Origin of the sequence: Caballeronia sp. INML1, from assembly GCF_023631085.1 — a bacterium.
Taxonomy (GTDB): domain Bacteria; phylum Pseudomonadota; class Gammaproteobacteria; order Burkholderiales; family Burkholderiaceae; genus Caballeronia; species Caballeronia turbans.
Map to the genome: position 1 here is coordinate 40,083 of NZ_JALQDT010000013.1, position 19,004 is coordinate 59,086.

General features: G+C 63.9%; 17 protein-coding genes. 15 read left to right on the forward strand and 2 right to left on the reverse strand.

All coding sequences use genetic code 11. From position 1 onward, the window contains the following. Positions 1 to 6: 6 nt before the first annotated feature. Together NCR38_RS05620 and map are read right to left on the reverse strand one after the other, a co-directional pair. Entirely contained in the window at positions 7 to 2,592 is a 2,586-nt protein-coding gene (locus NCR38_RS05620) for a [protein-PII] uridylyltransferase (RefSeq protein ID WP_061117571.1), read from the reverse strand. A 71-nt stretch (positions 2,593 to 2,663) separates the two neighbouring features. Continuing rightward, positions 2,664 to 3,473: a type I methionyl aminopeptidase gene (gene map, locus NCR38_RS05625; protein ID WP_061117570.1), complete on the reverse strand. Its 810-nt coding sequence runs from the start codon at positions 3,471 to 3,473 to the stop codon at positions 2,664 to 2,666. A gap of 381 nt (positions 3,474 to 3,854) precedes the next feature. Between map and rpsB the strand changes: the two genes are divergently transcribed. From rpsB to rnhB, 15 genes are all read left to right on the forward strand, one after another. Continuing rightward, entirely contained in the window at positions 3,855 to 4,607 is a 753-nt protein-coding gene (rpsB, locus tag NCR38_RS05630) for a 30S ribosomal protein S2 (RefSeq protein ID WP_061117569.1), read from the forward strand. A 145-nt stretch (positions 4,608 to 4,752) separates the two neighbouring features. After that, entirely contained in the window at positions 4,753 to 5,634 is an 882-nt protein-coding gene (gene tsf, locus NCR38_RS05635; RefSeq protein WP_061117568.1) for a translation elongation factor Ts, read from the forward strand. Between the two features lie 253 nt (positions 5,635 to 5,887). Further along, positions 5,888 to 6,601 carry a UMP kinase gene (pyrH, locus tag NCR38_RS05640; protein WP_008350086.1) on the forward strand — a complete coding sequence of 238 codons (714 nt, stop codon included), beginning with the start codon at positions 5,888 to 5,890 and terminating at the stop codon, positions 6,599 to 6,601. Positions 6,602 to 6,694: 93 nt separating this feature from the next. After that, the gene (frr, locus tag NCR38_RS05645) at positions 6,695 to 7,255 is read left to right on the forward strand and encodes a ribosome recycling factor (RefSeq protein WP_061117567.1); all 561 of its coding nucleotides are present in this window, start codon (positions 6,695 to 6,697) and stop codon (positions 7,253 to 7,255) included. Between the two features lie 83 nt (positions 7,256 to 7,338). Continuing rightward, a complete protein-coding gene (gene uppS / locus NCR38_RS05650) occupies positions 7,339 to 8,121 on the forward strand; it encodes a polyprenyl diphosphate synthase (RefSeq protein ID WP_061117566.1) in 783 nt (260 codons plus the stop codon). Beyond that, positions 8,115 to 8,927 carry a phosphatidate cytidylyltransferase gene (locus tag NCR38_RS05655; protein WP_061117565.1) on the forward strand — a complete coding sequence of 271 codons (813 nt, stop codon included), beginning with the start codon at positions 8,115 to 8,117 and terminating at the stop codon, positions 8,925 to 8,927. The genes uppS and NCR38_RS05655 overlap by 7 nt, the downstream gene beginning before the upstream one ends. Before the next feature lie 18 nt (positions 8,928 to 8,945). Next, positions 8,946 to 10,163 carry a 1-deoxy-D-xylulose-5-phosphate reductoisomerase gene (locus NCR38_RS05660; RefSeq protein WP_061117564.1) on the forward strand — a complete coding sequence of 406 codons (1,218 nt, stop codon included), beginning with the start codon at positions 8,946 to 8,948 and terminating at the stop codon, positions 10,161 to 10,163. Between the two features lie 7 nt (positions 10,164 to 10,170). Beyond that, positions 10,171 to 11,553, forward strand: a complete 1,383-nt coding sequence (gene rseP / locus NCR38_RS05665) for an RIP metalloprotease RseP (protein WP_061117563.1) — start codon at positions 10,171 to 10,173, stop codon at positions 11,551 to 11,553. A 77-nt stretch (positions 11,554 to 11,630) separates the two neighbouring features. After that, the gene (gene bamA, locus NCR38_RS05670; RefSeq protein WP_061117634.1) at positions 11,631 to 13,943 is read left to right on the forward strand and encodes an outer membrane protein assembly factor BamA; all 2,313 of its coding nucleotides are present in this window, start codon (positions 11,631 to 11,633) and stop codon (positions 13,941 to 13,943) included. 105 nt (positions 13,944 to 14,048) lie between these two features. Next, positions 14,049 to 14,555, forward strand: a complete 507-nt coding sequence (locus NCR38_RS05675; RefSeq protein WP_061117562.1) for an OmpH family outer membrane protein — start codon at positions 14,049 to 14,051, stop codon at positions 14,553 to 14,555. 28 nt (positions 14,556 to 14,583) lie between these two features. After that, positions 14,584 to 15,675: a UDP-3-O-(3-hydroxymyristoyl)glucosamine N-acyltransferase gene (lpxD, locus tag NCR38_RS05680; protein WP_250476574.1), complete on the forward strand. Its 1,092-nt coding sequence runs from the start codon at positions 14,584 to 14,586 to the stop codon at positions 15,673 to 15,675. A gap of 123 nt (positions 15,676 to 15,798) precedes the next feature. Next, entirely contained in the window at positions 15,799 to 16,257 is a 459-nt protein-coding gene (gene fabZ / locus NCR38_RS05685) for a 3-hydroxyacyl-ACP dehydratase FabZ (RefSeq protein WP_061117560.1), read from the forward strand. Positions 16,258 to 16,321: 64 nt separating this feature from the next. Then, a complete protein-coding gene (lpxA, locus tag NCR38_RS05690; RefSeq protein ID WP_061117633.1) occupies positions 16,322 to 17,110 on the forward strand; it encodes an acyl-ACP--UDP-N-acetylglucosamine O-acyltransferase in 789 nt (262 codons plus the stop codon). A gap of 11 nt (positions 17,111 to 17,121) precedes the next feature. Then, positions 17,122 to 18,288 (forward strand): lipid-A-disaccharide synthase, encoded by a 1,167-nt coding sequence (lpxB, locus tag NCR38_RS05695; RefSeq protein ID WP_061117559.1) that lies wholly within the window; start codon positions 17,122 to 17,124, stop codon positions 18,286 to 18,288. Beyond that, entirely contained in the window at positions 18,288 to 18,989 is a 702-nt protein-coding gene (gene rnhB / locus NCR38_RS05700; protein ID WP_061117558.1) for a ribonuclease HII, read from the forward strand. Before lpxB ends, rnhB begins: the two co-directional genes overlap by 1 nt. Positions 18,990 to 19,004 lie beyond the last annotated feature (15 nt).

Below are 19,004 nucleotides of genomic sequence, written 5' to 3' on the forward strand. Positions count from 1 at the left end.
AAAGTCTCAGGCTGCGATCGCGCGCAGCAGTTCGGTTTCCACCTGGATCTGGGTACGGTTGTTCGACAGGCTTTTGCCGTCGATCAGGAACACGTCCTCGACGCGTTCGCCGAGCGTGTTGATCCGTGCCGCCTGCACGCCGATCCGGTGTTGCGCCAGAACGCGCGCGATGGAATAAAGAAGGCCCTGCCGGTCGTTGGCCGACACGGACAGGATGTAGTACTGGCCGCGGTCGTCGGGACGCAGGTCCACGCGCGGCGTGATCGGAAACGTGCGCACGAGCCGCGACACGCGGCCCTTCGACGGTTCCGGCAGAATGCGCTCGTCCGCGAGCAGCGCCGCCAGTTGCTGCTCGACCAGATTGGCGATGTCGCGATAACTCCCATCGTGATCCGGATGGGCGACGAGGAAGTTATCGAGTGCGTAGCCGTGGCGCGTCGTCGTGACGCGGGCATCGAGCACGGAGAGACCGTTCTTGTCGAAATACGCGCAGATGCCGGCGAAGAGATCGGGCCGATCCTTCACGTAGACCAGCACCTGCAAGGCCGCGCCGATGGGTGAGGGCCGCGCGCGCACGATCGGCTCGTCGCTTTCCACGTGCCGGTAGAGCACACGCGTCTGCCACGCGATGTCGGCCGGATCGTGGCGCAGGAAATAGCCGACGTCGAGCTGATCCCACAGGCGCTTTTGCGCGTGCTCCGGCACGGTTTCCAGGCGCAGCAGCGCCAGCGCCGCTTCCTGCCGCGACTTGAGCTCCGAATGCGTATCCGGCTGCGCGCCGCCGAGCACTGCCTGCGTCGCACGGAAAAGGTCTTCGAGAAGCTTGCCTTTCCAGTTGTTCCAGACCTTCGGGCTCGTGCCGCGGATATCGGCGACGGTCAACAGGTAAAGCGCGGTGAGCCGCCTCTCGGTTTTCACCACCGACGCGAATTGCTTGATGACTTCCGGGTCGCTCGTGTCCTGCTTCTGCGCGACCTGGCTCATCGTCAGATGCTGTTGCACGAGCCAGACGACGAGCTCGGTATCTTCGGCCCCGATGTCGTGCTCGCGGCAGAAGCGCCGGGCGTCCGCCATGCCGAGCGTCGAGTGATCGCCGCCGCGGCCCTTCGCGATATCGTGAAAGAGCGCCGCGACATAAAGTACCCACGGACGCTCGAAGTTGCCCATCAACTGACTGCAGAACGGGTACTCGTGCGCATGCTCGGCGATCGCAAAGCGGCGCAGGTTACGCAGCACCATCAGAATGTGCTGATCGACGGTATAGACGTGATAGAGATCGTGCTGCATCTGCCCGACGATACGCCGGAAGTTCAGCAGATAGCGCCCGAGCACGCTCGTCTGGTTCATCAGGCGAAATGCGTGCGTGATGCCTTCGGGCTGCTTGAGGATCTCCATGAAAAGCCGGCGATTTTCGGGATCGCGCCGCCAGTCGCGGTCCATCAGATCACGCGCGTTGTAGATCGCGCGCAGCGTGCGCGCGGAGAATCCCTTGATGCCGCGCGTCTGTTCGTACAGCAGAAACGCTTCGAGAATCGCGTGCGGCTCGCGCTCGAACACGTCGTCGCGGGCGATTTCCAGCATGCCTTGCTTCTCGACGAAGCGTCCGGAAATGACGCGCGTGATGCCGCTCGTCGACGGGAAAAGCTGTGCCTCGACGTTCTGGATCAGAATGGTCGCGAGCTGCGTGACCGCCTTCGCCGCCCAGTAATAGCGACGCATCAGTTGCTCGCTCGCGCGCTTGGCGGTGGTCGCCTCGAAGCCGAAGCTTTCCGCGAGGGGCGTCTGCAGATCGAACACGAGAATGTCCTGGCGACGCTTCGCGATAACGTGCAGACGCGCGCGCAGCGCCTTCAGAAAACCTTCGTTGCGGCGCAGCTCGCGTGCTTCGCGCTCGGTGATGAGCCCGCGCGCGTCGAGTTCGCGCCAGCTGCTGCCGAAGCCCGCCGCGCGAGCGATCCATAAAATCAGTTGCAGATCGCGCAGGCCACCGGGACTTTCCTTGATGTTCGGCTCGAGGCTGTAGGGCGTGTCCTGAAACTTCGCGTGACGCTGGCGCATTTCCAGCACTTTCGCCTGGAAGAACGCGCGCGGATCCAGTGTCTCGCGATAGCGCGCGGAGAAGCGCTGGAAAAGCGGCATGTCGCCGCAAATGCGCCGCGCTTCGAGCAGCGAGGTCTGCACGGTGATGTCATTGCTGGCCTCGGCGATGCATTGCTCGACCGAGCGCACGCTGCTGCCGATATCGAGTCCCAGATCCCACGCCATGCCGATGAAACGCTCGACGCAGCCGTTCAGCTCCGCATCGCTGGTTTGCGGCGACGACTCGGGAAGAAGCACGAGAATGTCTACGTCGGAATAGGGCGCGAGCTCGCCGCGTCCATATCCGCCGACCGCGACGAGCGTAGCGCCGCCGGGCATTGCGCAGGCAGCCCACGCGCCTTTGAGCGCGTCGTCGGTGGCGCGGGCGAGCGCGTGCATCAGCGGCTCGACGTTCGACGCCGCACCGAAGCGTTCGATGAGCGCCGCCTTCGCTGCCTTGTAGGCGGCGCGCAGCGTTTCACAGGGCGTGGCGACGGCGGCGGTTACGCTCATGAAAGGAAATTGGCGAGGACGACGGAAGGATGCGCCCGAGTGCATGCACGGCGAGCGCCAGGAGACGCGATTCAGGCGGTTGCGGCAATCAGTTGCGACGGCGACTGCGTGCCCGCCGAGACGGTCAGCACGTCGTACCCTGTCGGCGTGACGAGCACCGTGTGCTCCCACTGCGCCGAGAGGCTGCGGTCGCGCGTCTTGACGGTCCACTGGTCGGGCATCGTGCGGATTTCGCGGCGGCCCGCGTTGATCATGGGCTCGACGGTGAAAATCATGCCGGCCTGCAGTTCGATGCCCGTGCCCGGACGGCCGTAGTGCAGCACCTGCGGCTCCTCGTGGAACACCTGCCCGATGCCGTGGCCGCAGTATTCACGCACGACGCTGTAGCCCTGCGCCTCGGCGTGTTTCTGGATCGCCGCGCCGATGTCGCCGAGATGCGCGCCGGGGCGCACCTGGTCGATGCCTAGCCACATGCAGTCGAACGTGGTCTGGACGAGGCGTTTTGCCAGAATCGAGCCCTCGCCGACGATGAACATCCGACTCGTATCACCGAAATAGCCGTTCTTGATGACGGTAATGTCGATATTCAGCGCATCACCGTTTTTCAGCACCTTTTCGCCAGGGATGCCGTGGCAGATCACGTCGTTCACCGAGATGCAGGTGGCTTTCGGGTACGGCGGATAACCGGGCGGCTGGTAATTGAGCGGTGCGGGAACGGTGCCCTGTTCCTTCACCATGTATTCGTGACAGAGGCGATCGAGTTCCTCGGTCGTCACGCCGGGAACGATATGCGGCGTGATGAAATCGAGCACTTCGCTGGCGAGCCGGCAGGCGACGCGCATCTGCGCGATATCGTGTTCGTTTTTCAGCGTAATGGACATGACTTGGGCCGAAATGCGTGGGTGCGGAGTGAGCCGCGAAAGCGGCATTATCGCACCTTAAGAATTGCGCTGCACCCGGATAGTTCGGGGCGGAAGGTGCGCCGGCAAGGCCGCTGGCCGCGAAGGCGCGCAGTTTCCGATCCGCGCATGGCTTGAGCCGACCAATCCTCACATGCTATACTCGAAGGCTAAGTCGTGATCCAGATTGCCATCATGGTTCCTATGGAACAAGACGGCAGTGATTGACGGATCGCGGCTTGGAAAATCGTTTCAAGTCGATACGCAAGCCGGCGCACCCAGGGTGTCCGGCGTCCGGAAAGCGAAAAAACCGGGCGCAGGATGCGGCAGCCGGCTTAAGACCTAACCCTCGCGGAGAATTTCATGGCAGTCACGATGCGTCAAATGCTGGAAGCCGGTGTCCACTTCGGTCACCAAACGCGCTTCTGGAACCCCAAGATGGCCCCGTACATCTTCGGTCATCGCAACAAGATTCACATCATCAACCTCGAAAAGACCCTGCCGCTCTACAACGACGCGCTGAAGTACGTGCGCCAGTTGGCAGCGAACCGCGGCACGATTCTTTTCGTCGGCACGAAGCGCCAGTCGCGTGACACCATCGCGCAGGAAGCAGCGCGCGCCGGTATGCCGTTCGTGAACGCACGCTGGCTCGGCGGCATGCTGACCAACTTCAAGACGCTGAAGGTCTCGATCAAGCGCCTGAAGGACATGGAAGCGGCTGTCGAGTCGGGTGAAACCGAGCGCATGAGCAAGAAGGAAGCGCTTCTGTTCGAACGCGAGATCGCCAAGCTGCAAAAGTCGATCGGCGGCGTGAAGGACATGGGCGGCATTCCGGACGCGATCTTCGTGATCGACGTCGGCTACCACAAGATTGCCGTGACCGAAGCGAAGAAGCTCGGCATTCCGGTCATCGCCGTGGTCGACACGAACCACTCGCCGGAAGGCATCGACTACGTGATCCCGGGCAACGACGACGCGTCCAAGGCTGTGTCGCTGTACGCTCAGGGCGTTGCTGACGCGATCCTCGAAGGCCGCGCAAACGCGGTGAACGACGTTGTCCAGGCCGTCCGTAACGGCGAAGGCGACGAGTTCGTCGAGGTCAACGCAGAGGCGTAATCGAGCCTGCGGCCGACAAAAAAGGGGGCTTTGCGAAAGGCCCCTTTTTTTTAGTCGGCGCGATGATTCGCGATAGTTGAAACCAATTTCTGCCGCGGGTGCTCGAAGCCGGCGGCACGTATCAAACAGACTCAAGGAGCGAATGATGGCGGCAATTACCGCAAGCATGGTGGCAGAACTGCGCGCGAAAACCGATGCGCCGATGATGGAATGCAAGAAGGCGCTGACGGAAGCCGACGGCGACATGGCGCGGGCGGAGGAGCTGCTGCGCGTGAAGCTCGGCAACAAGGCGAGCAAGGCGGCATCGCGCGTGACGGCAGAAGGCATCGTGACGGCACACGTCGAAGGCGGCGTGGGCGCGCTCGTCGAGCTGAACTGCGAAACCGACTTCGTCGCGAAAAACGACGACTTCATGGCATTCGGCAAGACGATTGCCGAGCTCGTGGCCAAGCAGAATCCGGCTGACGTTGCCGCCCTGTCGGCGCTGCCGCTGGAAAGCTCGACGGTCGACGCCGTGCGTCTCGCGCTTGTCGGCAAGATCGGCGAAAACCTGTCGATCCGCCGTTTCGTGCGCTTCGAAACCGCGAACAAGATCGCGTCGTATCTGCATGGCACCCGCATCGGTGTGCTGGTCGAGTTCACCGGCGCGGACGAGCAGGTCGGCAAGGATGTCGCGATGCACGTCGCCGCGATGAAGCCGGTCTCGCTGTCGTCGGACGAAGTGCCGGCCGATCTCATCGCCAAGGAGCGCAGCATCGCCGAGCAGAAGGCTGCCGAGTCGGGCAAGCCGGCCGAGATCGTCGCGAAGATGGTTGACGGCTCGATCCAGAAGTATCTGAAGGAAGTGTCGCTGCTGAATCAGCCGTTCGTGAAGAACGACAAGCAGACGATCGAGCAGATGCTCAAGGCCGGCAACGCATCGGTGCAGAAGTTCGCGCTGTTCGTGGTGGGCGAGGGCATCGAAAAGCGTCAGGACGACTTCGCGGCCGAAGTCGCGGCGCAGGTTGCGGCGGCCAAGCAGTCCTAAGACTCGCTAAGGTTCGCTTAAGGCGCGCGTGCTGTCATAGCGCGGCGGCGCGCCGAGTTCGCAGTACCTGCGGCGGAATGTTCCGCCGCACGCATTCAGCGATCCGGATCGCACAAGCAGCGGGCGCGGTAGGCTAGGGGTAACCCCTGATCTACCGCGCCCGCCGCCCGATCCGGCCCGCTTGCGGTAAGTAATGTTTCACCCCTACAGTTCTACGTTGTTGCAACCCTCCTCGGCGCGATCGGAAACTCATATGCCCACAGCCTACAAACGCGTACTCCTCAAACTCTCCGGCGAAGCCCTCATGGGCGACGATGCTTTCGGCATCAATCGCGCAACGATCGAAAGGATGGTGGCGGATGTCGCGGAGGTGGTGCGGATCGGGACGCAGCTCGCCGTCGTCATCGGTGGCGGCAATATTTTCCGCGGTGTGGCGGGCGGCGCGGCCGGCATGGATCGCGCAACGGCCGACTACATGGGCATGCTCGCCACCATGATGAACGCGCTCGCGCTGCAGGATGCCATGCGTCACGCGGGCATCGAGGCGCGCGTGCAGTCGGCGCTGCGCATGGACCAGGTGGTTGAGCCGTACATCCGTCCGCGCGCCATTCGCCAGCTCGAAGAGGGCAAGGTCGTGATCTTCGCGGCCGGCACGGGCAACCCGTTCTTCACGACGGACACGGCGGCCGCGCTGCGCGGCTCGGAAATCGGCGCCGAAGTGGTGTTGAAGGCGACGAAGGTCGATGGCGTATACTCCGCCGACCCGAAGAAGGATCCGCACGCGACGCGCTACAGCACGATCAGCTTCGACGAGGCAATCGGCAAGAATCTTCAGGTGATGGACGCGACTGCGTTCGCCCTGTGCCGCGACCAGAAACTGCCGATTCGCGTGTTCTCGATCACGAAGCCGGGCGCCTTGAAGCGCATCGTGCAGGGCGACGACGAAGGAACCCTCGTCCACGTGTAAACTCTCGCGATATCAGGCGCCGCGCGGCTGGCGGAACGCCTCGCGCGGGATGCGCCGCTATCGCCGGTAAAAACCCAGGTTTGGAGGTTCAAAATGAGTGTGGCTGACATCAAGAAGAGCGTCGACCAGAAGATGCAGCGGTCGATCGAAGCGTTCAAGGCCGATCTCGCCAAGATTCGCACGGGCCGCGCCCACACGGGGCTGCTCGACCACATCCAGGTCGATTACTACGGCTCGAATGTGCCCATCTCCCAGGTCGCAAACATGACGCTCGTCGATGCGCGCACGATCGGCGTGCAGCCGTGGGAAAAGAAGATGGTCCCGGTCGTCGAGAAAGCGATCCGCGAATCGGATCTCGGTCTGAACCCGGCCACGCAAGGCGACCTGATCCGCGTGCCGATGCCCGCGCTCACCGAAGAGCGCCGTCGGGAACTGACGAAGGTCGTGAAGAGCGAAGGCGAGACCGCGAAGGTCGCTGTGCGCAACCTGCGTCGCGACGCGAACGATCAACTGAAGAAATCCGTGAAGGACAAGGAGATTTCGGAAGACGACGAGCGCCGTGCAAGCGAAGAAGTGCAGAAGCTCACCGACAAGTTCGTCGCCGAGATCGACAAGCTCGTGCAAACCAAAGAATCCGAAATCATGACGGTGTGAGACCGTAGGAACGGTCCTGCCGGCCCCGGGGGTTATACATTCGGGCTGGCTTTCACTCTTTCAGATTCCCAGATTCAGCGGCCATGACCTATACCAGCTCCACCGTAACCGTGCCCGATGTCGCGGCTGTCCCGCGCCACGTCGCGATCATCATGGACGGCAATGGCCGATGGGCGACCGAGCGCCGCCTGCCGCGCGTCGCCGGTCATACGCGCGGCGTCGATGCGGTTCGCGCGACCGTCGAGAGCTGCGCGCGGCGCGGCGTCGAGTTCGTCACGCTCTTCGCGTTCAGCTCCGAGAACTGGCGCCGTCCGACCGACGAGGTGTCCTTCCTGATGCGCCTGTTCGTGACCGCGCTCGAGCGCGAGATCGGCAAGCTGCACGCGAACGGTATCCGCCTGCGCGTCGTAGGCGACATCAGCATGTTCGACGATCGCATCCGCGCGCTGATTCAACGCGCCGAGACCAAGACGGCGCGCAACACGCGTCTCACGCTGACCATCGCCGCTAACTACGGCGGGCGCTGGGACATCATGCAGGCGACAAAGAAGCTCATCGCCGAGTCCCTGGAAGCAGGCGCGCCCGCGCGCGTGGACGACGAGTCGTTCGGCGAGCATCTCGCGATGGCCTATGCGCCAGAGCCTGATCTCTTCATCCGCACGGGCGGCGAGCAGCGCATCAGCAATTTCCTGCTGTGGCAACTCGCGTACACCGAGTTTTATTTCACCGACATCTACTGGCCCGACTTCGACGCCGACGCGCTCGATCGCGCGATCGCTTCGTACGGCGACCGCGAGCGCCGCTTCGGGCGTACGAGCGCGCAACTCGCTTCGCAATCGCAGAAGGCCGACACCCTTTCATGCTAAGAACCCGTGTCATCACGGCAATCGTCCTGCTCGCGGTACTTGTGCCGATCACGCTGTTCGCGCCGGTCGGCGCGTTCGGGGCGCTCATCGGTTTGGTCGTGGTGTTCGCGGCCTGGGAATGGGGGCGTCTGCTCAAGCTGAATGGGGCAGGGCCCGTCGCCTACGCGCTCGTTGCCGGACTCGCGCTTCTTTTCAGCACGTTTCTCGGCATCAGGTCCGCGCCGTTGTACCAGATGGCCGCGATTTTCTGGGTGCTCGCCGGTCCCTATGCATTGCTGCGCAAGCCGGCGCTGGCCGCCCACGCGTGGCGCGCATTCCTGCTTTTCGCAGGGATCGTCGTGTTTCTGGCGTGCTGGCATGCCGTCGTCGATGCGCGCACGCGAGGCGTGGCATTCGTGCTATCGCTTCTTCTAGTAGTCTGGCTGGCTGACATAGGCGCATACTTCGCCGGAAAAGCGCTCGGCCGCCACAAACTCGCCCCGTCGATCAGCCCGGGCAAGACTTGGGAGGGCGCCGTCGGCGGGTGGCTCGCCGTCATCGCCATCGGCGCGCTCGCCGCGTCCACCGGCTTTTATGCGCCTACCGTGTTTACCGCCTTCGTCGAGCATCTCGGCTGGGATCGCTCGTTCGTCGCGCTTTCCGTGCTGGTCGCGTTCAGCGTGGTCGGCGACCTGTTCGAGTCGCTGCTCAAGCGCCAGGCCGGCGTCAAGGACTCGAGCGGCCTCTTGCCCGGTCACGGCGGCGTCCTCGACCGCATCGACGCATTGTTGCCCGTATTGCCGATCGCATTGCTCATGCTTGGCTAATCGGCTAGAGAAGAATTTATGCAAAAACGTCTCACATTGCTCGGCTCCACGGGCTCGATCGGCGACAGCACGCTCGACGTCGTGGCACGGCACCCGGACCGCTTCTCGGTCTATGCGCTCACCGCTCACCGCAACGGCGACAAACTCGTCGCGCAATGCCTGAAATTTCAGCCCGAAGTGGCGGTCGTCGGCGACGCCGAAACGGCCGAGCGCGTGGCGGCGGCGTTGCGCGCGCAGGGCTGCAAGACCGAAGTCACGTACGGGGCGCAAGCGCTCGCCGAGGTGGCACGCGCGGCGCAGTGCGATACGGTCGTCGCGGCCATCGTGGGTGCGGCGGGTCTCGCGCCCACGCTCGCCGCTGCGCGGGCCGGCAAACGCATCCTGCTCGCGAACAAGGAAGCGCTCGTGATGTCCGGCCAGATTTTCATGGACGCGGTGCGCGACAACGGTGCGATCCTGCTGCCGGTCGACAGCGAGCACAACGCCGTGTTCCAGTGCCTGCCGCCGTGCGCGGACAAGGAAGCGAAGCTGCATGGCGGCGTCTCCAAGATTATCCTGACGGCGTCCGGCGGCCCGTTCCGCACGCGCGAGCCGGCAACGCTCGCGAACGTCACGCCCGAGGAAGCCGTCAAGCATCCGAACTGGGCGATGGGTCGCAAGATCTCCGTCGATTCCGCGACGATGATGAACAAGGGCCTCGAAGTGATCGAGGCGCACTGGCTCTTCAATCTGCCGGGTTCGCGCATCGAGGTGCTGATCCATCCGCAGAGCGTGATTCATTCGATGGTTTCCTACGCCGACGGCTCGGTCCTCGCGCAACTCGGCAACCCCGACATGCGCACGCCGATCGCGCACGCACTGGCGTATCCTGACCGTGTGGACTCGGGCGTCGCGCCGCTGGATCTCGCGCAGATTGCGACCCTCACGTTTGAGAAGCCCGATTTCGCACGATTCCCGTGCCTCGCGCTTGCCATCCAGGCGCTCGAAGCGGGCGGCATCGCGAGCGCAGCGCTGAATGCGGCGAACGAAATCGCCGTGGAAGCGTTCCTGGAGCGCCGCATCGGCTTCATGGCGATCGGCGGCGTGGTCGAGCGCGTGCTGAACGCGCTGCCGAATACGAGCGCCGCGACGCTGGCGGACGTTCTCGCCGCGGATGCGGACGCCCGCCGTCTCGCCTACCGTTTCGTCGCAGAGCTCACCGCGAGCGCGCCGGGCGCCGAACCCATCGCCCATTGAGGCCGTCATGAACTTTCTGACCGAAATCGTCGCCTTCGTCGTTGCGATAGGCGTACTCGTCGTCGTCCACGAATTCGGTCACTACAGTGTCGCGCGACTGTGCGGCGTGAAAGTGCTGCGGTTCTCGGTCGGCTTCGGCAAGCCGCTCGTGCGGTGGGTCAGCAAGAAGACGGGCGTCGAATGGACGATCGCCGCGCTGCCGCTCGGCGGCTACGTGAAAATGCTCGACGAGCGCGAGATCGATCCCGCTAGCGGCACGACGATTCCCGCCGAGGACTTGCCGCGCGCCTTCAACCGCCAGAGCGTCGCCAAGCGGATCGCGATCGTCGCGGCGGGGCCCGTCGCCAACTTCCTGCTCGCGATCGCGCTCTTTTCCGCAGTGTTCGCGGGCGGCGTGACCGAGCCCGCGGCGATCGTGTCGCAGCCCGCGCCCGGCACGGCAGCGGCGCGCGCGGGTTTCGAAGGCGGTGAAACGGTCCTCTCGATGCGCGACGCGCAAGGCGGCGAGACGCATCCGATCCGCTCCTGGTCCGATTTGCGCTGGAAGGTGCTCGACGCATCGTTCGATCATCGGCGGATCGTGCTGACGGCAAAGACCCACGAGGGCACGTTCGACTTCCCGGTGAGCGTCGCCGGCATTACCGACGAAGAAGCCGATCAGGATTTCATGGACAAGCTCGGCTTCGCCCCGGGCGGCGGCACGCTGACCGTCGCGGGCGTTGAGGCGGGCAGCGCGGCGCAGAAGAGCGGGCTGAAGGCGGGCGACATGCTGCGTGCGATCGATGGCCGCAGCGTCGACAACGCGACGAGCTTCATCGATTACGTGAAAGCGCACGGCGCAAAGCCCGTCACGCTCGTCATCGAGCGCAACGGCAAGCGCGAATCCGTGCAGATCGTGCCGGACCTGAAGCGCGACGGGTCGACGGGCAAGGAAATCGGCCGCATCGGCGCCGCGCTCGCGAATCAGCTTCCGACCGTGGACGTGCGCTATGGGCCAATAGAGAGTCTGCGCCTCGGCGTGAACCGCACGTGGGACATCAGCATCTATTCGCTGCGCATGTTCGGGCGGATGGTCATCGGCGAGGCTTCGCTCAAAAATCTCTCGGGGCCGGTCACCATTGCCGACTACGCGGGCAAGAGCGCAAGGCTCGGCGTGGCGGCCTTCGTCTCGTTTCTCGCCCTCGTCAGCATCAGCCTCGGAGTGTTGAACTTGTTACCGATTCCGGTATTGGACGGTGGGCATCTGTTATATTATTTGGTTGAAGCTGTTACCGGCAAGGCCGTATCCGATCGCTGGCAGCTGGTTCTGCAAAGGGCGGGCCTGGTCTGCATCGTCGCGCTGTCGATGATCGCACTGTTCAACGACCTCGCTCGTCTGATTCGTTTTTGATCCACTTTGACAATTTCTGGCGGCGCCTTTCGAGCGACCGCCGGAACGAATGCAGCTTTAAATACTGGGGAAGCACGTTGTTCAAACCTCATCGCTTTGTTCCTAAGACGGCTGTGGCCGCGGCACTCGCCGCAACGGGTATGGCGGCACACGCCACCACGCCGTTCGTCGTGCAGGATATTCGGATCGACGGTCTCCAACGCATCGAGCCGGGCTCCGTATTCGCTTATCTGCCGATTAAGCAAGGCGACACGTTCACCGACGACAAGGCCTCCGAAGCGATTCGCGCACTCTATGCGACGGGTTTCTTCAACGACGTTCAGATCGCCACCGAAGGCAATGTGGTGATCGTGCAGGTGCAGGAGCGCCCGGCCATCTCGGCCATCGATTTCGCAGGGCTGCACGAGTTCGACAAGGACAACCTCACGAAGGCGCTGCGTTCGGTCGGTCTGTCGCAAGGCCGCTCGTACGACAAGGCGCTCGTCGACAAGGCGGAGCAGGAGCTCAAGCGTCAGTATCTGACGCGCGGTTACTACGCGGCGGAAGTCACAACGACGGTGACGCCGGTCGACCGCAATCGGGTCGCCATTCTGTTTTCCGTCGCGGAGGGCCCGAGCGCCAAGATTCGCCAGATCAACTTCGTCGGCAACAAGGCGGTGAGTTCGAGCACGCTGCTCGGAGAAATGCAGCTCTCCACGCCGAACTGGTTTTCGTGGTACACGAAGAGCGATCTCTACGCGAAGGAAAAACTCACGGGCGACCTCGAGAACGTGCGCTCGTACTACCTGAACCGCGGCTACCTCGAGTTCAGCATCGACTCCACGCAGGTGTCGATCTCGCCGGACAAGAAGGACATGTATCTGACGATCGCCGTGCATGAAGGCGAGCCGTACAAGATCAGCAGCATCAAGCTCTCGGGCAATCTGCTCGACCGCGAAGCCGAGCTCAACAAGCTCATCAAGATCAAGCCGGGCGAGCGCTTCTCCGCCGAGAAGCTGCAGGCGACGACCAAGGCGATCGTCGACAAGCTTGGCGAATACGGCTACGCGTTCGCGCAGGTCAACGCACAGCCGCAGATCGATCAGTCCAACCACACCGTGGCGCTCACGCTGCAAGTGGACCCGAGCCGCCGCGTCTATGTGCGGCGCGTGAACATCGTCGGCAATACGCGCACGCGCGACGAAGTCGTGCGCCGTGAAATGCGCCAGCTCGAAAGCTCGTGGTTCGATTCGAGCCGCCTCGCGTTGTCGAAGGACCGGGTCAACCGTCTCGGCTACTTCACCGACGTGGACGTCACCACCACGCCCGTGGAAGGCACGAACGACCAGGTCGACGTCGACGTGAAGGTCGCGGAAAAGCCGACCGGCGCGATCACGCTGGGCGCGGGCTTCTCGTCGACGGACAAGGTGGTGCTGTCGGCGGGCGTGTCGCAGGACAACGTGTTCGGCTCGGGCACGAGTCTCGCGGTCAACGTGAACACCGCGAAGACGTACCGCACGCTGACGGTGACGCAGGTCGATCCGTACTTCACGATCGACGGCATCAAGCGGATCACCGACGCGTACTACCGCACGTATCAGCCGCTGTACTACTCGACCGATTCGAGCTTCAAGATCGTGACGATGGGCGCGGACACCAAGTTCGGCATCCCGTTCTCCGAGCAGGACACCGTGTTCTTCGGCGTGGGCGCCGAGCAGAACACGATGGACGTGGACTCGAACACGCCGCAGTCGTACATCAACTACGTGAACGAGTTCGGCCGCGTGGTGAACAACTATCCGCTGACAGTGGGCTGGTCGCGCGATAATCGCGACAGCGCGCTCGTTCCGAGCCGCGGCTACTACATCCAGTCGAACGCGGAATACGGCACGCCGCTCGGCAATACGACCTACGCGAAATTCGACGCGCAGTTCCAGTATTACTACTCGTTCGCGCGCGGCTTCGTGCTCGGCTTCAACCTGCAGGGCGGTTACGGCAAGGGCCTGCAAGGTCAGACGTACCCGATCTTCAAGAACTACTATGCGGGTGGTATCGGCTCGGTGCGCGGCTACTCGCCGAGCTCGCTGGGTCCGCGCGACGCGAAGACGAACGATCCGATCGGCGGCTCGCGCATGGCGGTCGGCAACATCGAGCTGACTTTCCCGCTTCCGGGCACGGGCTACGACCGCACCCTGCGCGTCTTCACCTTCCTCGATGCCGGTAACGTCTGGGGCGATCCGAACCAGGGCGGCACGAGCGGCGGCGCGAACGGCTTGCGCTACGGCTACGGCGTGGGTTTGGCGTGGATCTCGCCGATCGGCCCGCTCAAGCTGAGCCTCGGCTTCCCGCTGCAGAAGCACGATGGCGACCAGTATCAGAAGTTCCAGTTCCAGATCGGTACGGCCTTCTAAAGGCGCCCGGACGGACACGAACTTCATCCATTCAGACGTAACGTGAGGAACACTTTGGGAACCGGTAAGCATTCGAAACATAGGGCGCTGGCGCTTGCGTTGTCGATGGTTCTCGGCCTGGGTACGGCGATGTCCGCCAGTGCTCAGGAAGCGCGCATCGCTGCGGTCAATTCGGACCGCATCCTGCGCGAATCTGCTGCGGCGAAAGCCGCTCAGTCGAAGCTCGAGCAGGAATTCTCCAAGCGCGACAAGGCGCTGCAGGACATGGCGCAGCGCCTGAAGGCGATGTCGGACAACATCGATAAGAACGGTTCATCGATGTCGCCGACCGACCGCGCGGCGCGCCAGCGTGACCTCGCGCAACTCGACGCGGACTTCCAGCGCAAGCAGCGCGAGTTCCGCGAGGACCTGAACCAGCGCCGCAACGAGGAGCTCTCGGCAGTGCTGGACCGGGCCAACAAGGTGATCAAGCAGATTGCCGAGCAGCAGCATTACGACCTGATCGTGCAGGAGGCGGTGTACGTGAGCCCGCGCATCGACATCACCGATCAGGTGCTGAAGGCGCTGGCCGCGGGTGCGACCGGCACGGGCTCGCTCACGAGCCCGAACTGACGAGGACTGAGACGAGATGGCATCAGGCATGGCGATCACGCTCGACGAACTGGTGAAGCGCTTCGGCGGCGAGGTGGTCGGCGACGGCGCGCACGCTGTCGGGAGTCTCGCGCCCCTCGACAAGGCTGGCTCCGCGCAACTCGCGTTTCTCGCGAATCAGAAGTATCTGGCGCAAGTCGAAACGACGCGCGCCGGCGCAGTGTTGATTTCTCCGGGCGATCTCGAGAAGGTGACGAATCGCGCGGGCAGTAATTTCATCGTCACGCCGAACCCCTACGCTTATTTCGCGCGCGTCGCCCAGGCGTTCATCGACCTGGCGACGCCCAAGGCGAGGCCAGGCGTGCATCCCAGCGCTTACGTCGATCCGGACGCGAAGGTCGCGGCGAGCGCCGTGATCGGGCCGCACGTGACGGTGGAGGCGGGCGCGGTCGTCGGCGAGCGCGCGAAGCTGGATGCGGGTGTGGTCGTCGGCCGCGGCGTGAAGCTCGGCGACGACGTGCATCTGTATCCCAACGTGACCGTCTATCACGGCTGCAAGCTCGGCGCGCGCGTGATCGTGCACGCGGGCGCCGTGATCGGCGCGGACGGCTTCGGCTTCGCGCCGGATTTCGTCGGCGAGGGCGATGCGCGCACCGGCAGTTGGGTCAAGATTCCGCAGGTCGGCGCGGTGGATATCGCCGACGACGTCGAAATCGGTGCGAACACGACGATCGATCGCGGCGCGATGGCAGATACCGTCATCGAGGAATGCGTGAAGATCGACAACCTCGTGCAGATCGGTCACAACTGCCGCATCGGCGCGTATACCGTGATCGCCGGGTGCGCGGGCATCGCGGGCAGCACGAACATCGGCAAGCATTGCATGATCGGCGGCGCGGTCGGTATTGCGGGCCATGTGACGCTCGCGGACTACGTGATCGTCACGGCGCAATCGGGCGTCTCGAAGTCGCTTCTGAAGCCCGGCATGTACACCAGCGCGTTTCCGGCAGTGCCGCACGGCGACTGGAACAAGAACGCGGCGATCATGCGCAATCTGGACAAGATGCGTGAGCGCATCAAGGCGCTGGAGTCAGCGCTCGCCGATGCGGGCAAGCGTGACGATACGAGCGGCGGCGCATAAGCAAGAACCTCGAGCAGAGCGGCTCTTTCACGCCGCCGAAGCAAGAAGGCAATTCCGGGCGGGCGTCCGATACGCCCCGCCACCCAAATTTCCGCGCCCGACGCGCGCGTGAGCAGAACGACCATGAGCACAGAAAAAATCAATCTCGACATCCACAAGATCCTCACGCTGCTGCCGCACCGCTACCCGATTCTGCTCGTGGACCGCGTGCTCGAACTCGAGCCGCACAAGAGCATCAAAGCGTTGAAGAACGTGACGATCAACGAACCGTACTTCCAGGGCCACTTCCCGACGCGCCCGGTGATGCCGGGCGTGCTGATCCTCGAAGCGCTCGCGCAGACCGCGGCGCTCCTGACGTTCGCGGAAGAGCCGCACGATCCGACCAATACGCTCTATTACTTCGTCGGCATCGACGGTGCGCGCTTCAAGCGCGTGGTGGAGCCGGGCGACCAGTTGATCCTCAACGTCCACTTCGAGCGGTACATGCGAGGCATCTGGAAGTTCAAGGCGCGCGCCGAGGTCGATGGCGCGACCGCCGCCGAGGCCGAGCTCATGTGTACCGTCAAGACCACGGACGCCTGAGCGCATTTGCGTTCATCCCGCGTTCATCGTAACAAGCAGCACGAACAGCATAGGCGAAATGCGCATGAGCAAGATTCACCCAACCGCGATCATCGAGCCGGGCGCCCAGCTCGACGAGTCCGTCGAAATCGGACCGTACGCGATCGTCGGTTCGCACGTCGTGATCGGCGCGGGCACGACCGTCGGCTCGCACAGCGTAATCGAAGGCCATACGACGATCGGCCGCGACAACAGCATCGGCCACTACGCGTCGATCGGCGGCCGTCCGCAGGACATGAAGTACAAGGGCGAGCCGACGCGCCTCGAAATCGGCGACCGCAACACCATCCGCGAATTCACGACGCTGCACACGGGCACGGTGCAGGATCAGGGGCTGACGTCCATCGGCAGCGATTGCTGGATCATGGCGTACGTGCACGTCGGCCACGACTGCCGGCTCGGCAACAACGTCATCATGTCGAGCAATGCGCAACTGGCCGGGCACGTGTTCGTCGGCGATCACGCGATCATCGGCGGCATGTCGGGCGTGCATCAATTTGTGCGCATCGGCGCGCATTCGATGCTCGGCGGCGCCTCCGCGCTCGTGCAGGACGTGCCGCCCTTCGTCATCGCGGCCGGCAACAAGGCGGAGCCGCATGGCATCAACGTCGAAGGCCTGCGCCGCCGGGGCTTCACGCCCGAGGCGATCTCCGCGCTGCGCTCGGCGTATCGCATCGTCTACAAAAGCGGTCTGTCGCTCGAAGAGGCGAAGGCGCAGTTGAAGGAACTGAGCACGGCCGGCGGCGAGGGCGACGAGCCGGTCACGGCATTTTCCGATTTCATCGCGGCGTCGCAGCGCGGCATCATCCGCTAGCACGCTGCCCGATGACCCTGATCACCAACCCGCCACGCATCGCGATGGTCGCGGGCGAGCCGTCCGGCGACCTGCTCGCGGCCTCGCTGCTCAAGGGCCTCGCGCAAACCCTGCCGGAAGGCACGCGTTACAGCGGCATCGGCGGCCCCCGCATGACAGCCGAGGGCTTCGAAGCGCATTGGCCGATGGACAAGCTGACGGTACGCGGCTATGTCGAAGCGCTGAAGCATATCCCCGAGATTCTCGGTATCCGCAACGAGATCAAGCGCCAGTTGCTTGCGGAGCCGCCGTCGATGTTCATCGGCGTGGACGCGCCAGATTTCAACTTCGGCCTCGAACAGCCGCTGCGCGAAGCCGGCATTCCGACCGTGCATTTCGTCTGCCCGTCGATCTGGGCCTGGCGCGGCGGCCGCATCAAGAAGATCGCGAAAGCGGTCGATCACATGCTGTGCGTGTTTCCGTTCGAGACTGCGTTGCTGGCGAAGGCGGGCGTGGCGGCGAGCTACGTCGGTCATCCGCTCGCAGACGAAATTCCGCTCGAGCCGGACGTCATGGGCGCGCGCCGCGAACTCGGTATCGCGGAAGGCGGCCCTGTGATCGCCGTGCTGCCGGGCAGCCGACGCTCCGAAATTTCGCTGATCGGTCCGACCTTCTTCGACGCGATGGAACTGATGCAGCTTCGCGAACCGGGCGTGCGCTTTCTGATGCCCGCCGCGAATCCGGCGTTGCGCGCGCTGCTGCAGCCGCTCGTGGACGCGCATCCGCATCTGTCACTGACGATCACCGACGGCCGCGCCCAAACCGCGATGACCGCCGCCGACGCGATTCTCGTGAAGAGCGGCACGGTGACGCTGGAAGCGGCGCTGCTCAAGAAGCCGATGGTCATCTCGTACAAGGTGCCCTGGCTGACTGGTCAGATCATGAAGCGGCAGGGTTATCTGCCGTATGTCGGTTTGCCGAACATTCTGGCGGGCCGCTTCGTCGTGCCGGAAATTCTCCAGCACTTCGCGACCCCCGAAGCGCTCGCCGACGCGACGCTGAAACAGTTGAATGACGACGCCAACCGCCGTACCCTGACAGAAATCTTCACCGACATGCACATCGCGCTGCGCCAGAACACGGCGCAGAAGGCGGCCGAGGCGGTTGCGCGAGTGCTCGAAACGCGGAGCCCGCGATAATGGCGGCGAAACGATCGGCTCAGGCCGGACTCGATTTCAGTTCACCTTTCGACATCGTTTGCGGCGTCGATGAGGCGGGGCGCGGTCCGCTGGCCGGCCCGGTCGTGGCCGCGGCCGTGATTTTCGATCCCGCCAGGCCGCGCATCAACGGTCTCGACGATTCCAAGGCGCTGACCGCCAAAAGACGCGAGGAGCTCTACGAGAAGATCGTCGATCGCGCGCTCGCGTATTGCGTCGCGTCGGCGAGCGTCGAGGAAATCGACACGATCAACATCCTGCATGCGAGCATGCTCGCGATGAAGCGCGCGGTGGAAGGACTGTCGGTCGCGCCGACGCTCGTCAAGGTCGATGGCAACCGCTGCCCGGTTCTGTCGATTCGCGCCGAAGCCGTGATTGGCGGCGACGCGCTCATCAAGCAGATTTCGGCGGCATCGATTCTCGCGAAGGTCACGCGCGATCGCATGCTGGTCGAGCTTCACGAAACCTATCCGGTCTACGGCTTCGATGCGCATTCCGGCTACGGCACGCCGCAGCATCTCAGGGCGCTGCGCGAGCACGGCCCGTGCGAGCATCATCGGCGTTCGTTCGCGCCGGTGCGCGAGGCGCATCTCCTGTTCGGCTCCGTCCTGCCCGAGATCGCGCCTGAAGTGCTTCAGGCCGCCTCGACGCTCGAAGACGATCCGGACGCGCGTGCCTTCTGAGCGGCACTAATCCAA

Excerpts from the sequence above, each read along its gene's own strand:
- NCR38_RS05620 (WP_061117571.1), bottom strand. The coding sequence starts at position 2,592 with ATGAGCGTAACCGCCGCCGTCGCCACGCCCTGTGAAACGCTGCGCGCC.
- map (WP_061117570.1), bottom strand. The coding sequence starts at position 3,473 with ATGTCCATTACGCTGAAAAACGAACACGATATCGCGCAGATGCGCGTC.
- rpsB (WP_061117569.1), top strand. The coding sequence starts at position 3,855 with ATGGCAGTCACGATGCGTCAAATGCTGGAAGCCGGTGTCCACTTCGGT.
- tsf (WP_061117568.1), top strand. The coding sequence starts at position 4,753 with ATGGCGGCAATTACCGCAAGCATGGTGGCAGAACTGCGCGCGAAAACC.
- pyrH (WP_008350086.1), top strand. The coding sequence starts at position 5,888 with ATGCCCACAGCCTACAAACGCGTACTCCTCAAACTCTCCGGCGAAGCC.
- frr (WP_061117567.1), top strand. The coding sequence starts at position 6,695 with ATGAGTGTGGCTGACATCAAGAAGAGCGTCGACCAGAAGATGCAGCGG.
- uppS (WP_061117566.1), top strand. The coding sequence starts at position 7,339 with ATGACCTATACCAGCTCCACCGTAACCGTGCCCGATGTCGCGGCTGTC.
- NCR38_RS05655 (WP_061117565.1), top strand. The coding sequence starts at position 8,115 with ATGCTAAGAACCCGTGTCATCACGGCAATCGTCCTGCTCGCGGTACTT.
- NCR38_RS05660 (WP_061117564.1), top strand. The coding sequence starts at position 8,946 with ATGCAAAAACGTCTCACATTGCTCGGCTCCACGGGCTCGATCGGCGAC.
- rseP (WP_061117563.1), top strand. The coding sequence starts at position 10,171 with ATGAACTTTCTGACCGAAATCGTCGCCTTCGTCGTTGCGATAGGCGTA.
- NCR38_RS05675 (WP_061117562.1), top strand. The coding sequence starts at position 14,049 with ATGGTTCTCGGCCTGGGTACGGCGATGTCCGCCAGTGCTCAGGAAGCG.
- lpxD (WP_250476574.1), top strand. The coding sequence starts at position 14,584 with ATGGCGATCACGCTCGACGAACTGGTGAAGCGCTTCGGCGGCGAGGTG.
- fabZ (WP_061117560.1), top strand. The coding sequence starts at position 15,799 with ATGAGCACAGAAAAAATCAATCTCGACATCCACAAGATCCTCACGCTG.
- lpxA (WP_061117633.1), top strand. The coding sequence starts at position 16,322 with ATGAGCAAGATTCACCCAACCGCGATCATCGAGCCGGGCGCCCAGCTC.
- lpxB (WP_061117559.1), top strand. The coding sequence starts at position 17,122 with ATGACCCTGATCACCAACCCGCCACGCATCGCGATGGTCGCGGGCGAG.
- rnhB (WP_061117558.1), top strand. The coding sequence starts at position 18,288 with ATGGCGGCGAAACGATCGGCTCAGGCCGGACTCGATTTCAGTTCACCT.